Source organism: Pseudomonas sp. (assembly GCF_050739655.1).
In the GTDB taxonomy this organism is placed as follows: domain Bacteria; phylum Pseudomonadota; class Gammaproteobacteria; order Pseudomonadales; family Pseudomonadaceae; genus Aquipseudomonas.
In genome coordinates this window covers 1-3,088 of sequence record NZ_JBOIBY010000706.1, presented here as the reverse complement: position 1 = coordinate 3,088, position 3,088 = coordinate 1, and the positions used below count along the sequence as shown (strand labels likewise).

The following is a 3,088-nucleotide window of genomic DNA, read 5'->3' as shown; positions in this document are numbered from 1 at the left end:
TCCCACAGGTTCTGTGGTATGCGCAGATTTTGTGTTCGACACGGACACTGTGGGAGCTGGCTTGCCAGCGATGGGGCCCGCCCTGTCACCGCAAAATTAATGCGCAGCCCCTGAAAACAAAAACCCGCACAAGGCGGGTTTGATCGTTCCCACGCTCTGCGTGGGAACGATCATCAATCAGCCAAACGCCAGGTCGTGCCGCCCTTGCCGTCTTCCAGCACCACGCCCATGGCAGTGAGCTGGTCGCGGATGCGGTCGGATTCGGCCCAGTCCTTGCCGGCACGCGCTGCCAGGCGAGCAGCGATCAGTGCTTCGACTTCAGCCGCATCCACGCGCCCTTCGGCACCGGCTTGCAGGAAATCATCGGCTTCGAGCTGCAACACGCCCAGCACGCTGGCCAGTTCTTTCAAGCGAGCCGCCAGTCCGGCCGCTGCATTGAGATCGCTCTCGCGCAGGCGGTTGATCTCGCGAACCATCTCGAACAGCACCGCACAGGCTTCCGGCGTGCCGAAGTCGTCGTTCATCACCTGGGTGAAGCGCTCGACGAAGGCTTCGCCGCCAGCCGGCGCCACGCTCGGCAGGCCTTTCAACGCGTGGTAGAAACGCTCCAGGGCGCCTTTGGCGTCCTTGAGGTTGTCTTCCGAATAGTTGATGGCGCTGCGGTAGTGGCTCGAAACCAGCAGGTAACGCACGACTTCCGGGTGGTATTTGTCGAGCACATCGCGAATGGTGAAGAAGTTGTTCAAGGACTTGGACATCTTCTCGCCATTGATACGAATCATCCCGCAATGCATCCACGCGTTGGCGTAGGTCTTGCCGGTGGCCGCTTCGCTCTGGGCGATTTCGTTTTCGTGGTGCGGGAACTCAAGGTCGCTGCCGCCACCATGAATGTCGAAGGTCTCGCCCAGGCAGCAGGTGGACATCACCGAGCACTCGATGTGCCAGCCCGGACGCCCGGCGCCCCACGGCGATTCCCAGCTCGGCTCGCCCGGCTTGGCGGCTTTCCACAGCACGAAGTCCAACGGGTCCTGCTTGGACTCGTCGACTTCGATCCGTGCGCCGATGCGCAGGTCTTCGATCTTCTTGCGCGACAGCTTGCCGTAACCCATGAACTTGCCGACGCGGTAGTACACGTCGCCATTGCCCGGGGCGTAGGCATAACCCTTGTCGATCAGGGTCTGGATCATCGCATGCATGCCAGGGATGTGATCCGTGGCCCGCGGCTCCATGTCCGGCTTCTTGATGTTCAAGCGCGCTTCGTCTTCGTGCATCGCCGCGATCATGCGTTCGGTCAAGGCTTCGAACGACTCGCCGTTCTCGTTGGCCCGGTTGATGATCTTGTCGTCGATGTCAGTGATGTTGCGCACATAAGTCAGGTCGTAACCGCTGAACCGCAACCAGCGGGTCACCAGGTCGAAGGCAACCATGCTGCGGCCGTGGCCCAGGTGGCAGTAGTCGTACACGGTCATGCCGCACACGTACATACGCACATTGTTGCCATCGAGCGGCTTGAAGACTTCTTTGCTCTTGGTGAGCGTGTTGTAAATCGTAAGCACGTTAACTTCCTTGAATCACTGGCCCCACGAATCGCGCAGGGTCACGGTACGGTTGAATACCGGCTGACCTGGTTTCGAGTCCTTGAGATCGGCAACGAAGTAACCTTCGCGCTCGAACTGGAAACGGTCTTCCGGCTGTGCATTGCCCAGCGAGGGTTCAGCACGACAACCGGTGAGTACCTGCAGCGAGTCAGGGTTGATGTTGTCCAGGAAACTGGCGCTGTCTTCAGCCTTCTCCGGGTTCGCGGAGCGGAACAGACGGTCGTACAGACGCACTTCGCACTCGACGCTGGCCGCGGCCGGTACCCAGTGCACCACGCCTTTGACCTTGCGGCCTTCAGGGTTCTTGCCCAGGGTGTCCGGATCGTAGGAGCAACGCAGTTCGACGATGTTGCCATCGGCATCCTTGATCGCTTCGTCGGCGCGGATCACGTAGCTGCCGCGCAGACGTACTTCACCGGCCGGCTCCAGGCGCTTGTAGCCCTTTGGCGGCTCTTCCATGAAGTCATCGCGGTCGATGTAGATTTCACGGGCGAATGGCAGGACGCGCACGCCCATGTCTTCTTTCGGGTGGCACGGCAGTTCGAGGTTCTCGACCTGGCCTTGCGGGTAGTTGGTGATCACGACTTTCAGCGGACGCAGCACGCACATGGCGCGTGGGGCGCTCTGGTCGAGGTCGTCACGGATGCTGAATTCGAGCATGCCGAAGTCGACCACGCCGTCGGAACGGTTGGTGCCGATCATTTCGCAGAAGTTGCGGATCGATTTCGGCGTGTAGCCACGGCGGCGGAAACCCGACAGCGTGGACATGCGCGGATCGTCCCAGCCGTTGACGTGTTTCTCGTCCACGAGCTGCTTGAGCTTGCGCTTGCTGGTGATGGTGTAGTTCAGGTTCAGGCGGCTGAACTCGTACTGGCGCGGGTTGGCCGGCACCGGCAGGTGCTCCAGGAACCACTCGTACAGCGGACGATGGCTTTCGAATTCCAGGGTGCAGATCGAGTGAGTGATGCCTTCGATGGCATCCGACTGACCGTGGGTGAAGTCATAGTTGGGGTAGATGCACCACTTGTCGCCGGTCTGGTGGTGATGAGCGTGGCGGATGCGATACATGATCGGGTCGCGCAGGTTCATGTTCGGCGAGGCCATGTCGATCTTGGCCCGCAGCACCCGTGCACCGTCCTTGAATTCGCCGGCTTTCATGCGGGCGAACCAGTCAAGGTTCTCTTCGACACTGCGGTCGCGGAACGGGCTGTTCTTGCCTGGCTCGGTCAGGCTGCCACGGTATTCCTTGGCCTGCTCAGGGGTCAGGTCGTCGACGTAGGCATTGCCGGACTTGATCAGCTCCACCGCCCAGTCGTGCAACTGGTCGAAATACTGCGAGGCGTAGCGCACTTCGCCGGACCATTCGAAGCCCAGCCATTTGACGTCGCTTTCGATCGCGTCGATGTATTCCTGGTCTTCCTTGGCCGGGTTGGTGTCGTCGAAACGCAGGTGCGTGACGCCGCCGAACTCCTGGGCCAGGCCGAAGTTCA

At 60.8% G+C, this 3,088-nt stretch carries 2 protein-coding genes; both read right to left on the bottom strand.

Features of this window, described 5'->3' with window-relative positions:
• Positions 1–173: 173 nt before the first annotated feature.
• Positions 174–1,556 carry a cysteine--tRNA ligase gene (cysS, locus tag ACRESJ_RS33635; RefSeq protein ID WP_431761730.1) on the bottom strand — a complete coding sequence of 461 codons (1,383 nt, stop codon included), beginning with the start codon at positions 1,554–1,556 and terminating at the stop codon, positions 174–176.
• A 15-nt stretch (positions 1,557–1,571) separates the two neighbouring features.
• Positions 1,572–3,088, bottom strand: a 1,517-nt coding sequence (locus ACRESJ_RS33630) for a glutamine--tRNA ligase/YqeY domain fusion protein (RefSeq protein ID WP_431761729.1), incomplete at its 5' end; no start/stop codon positions are given.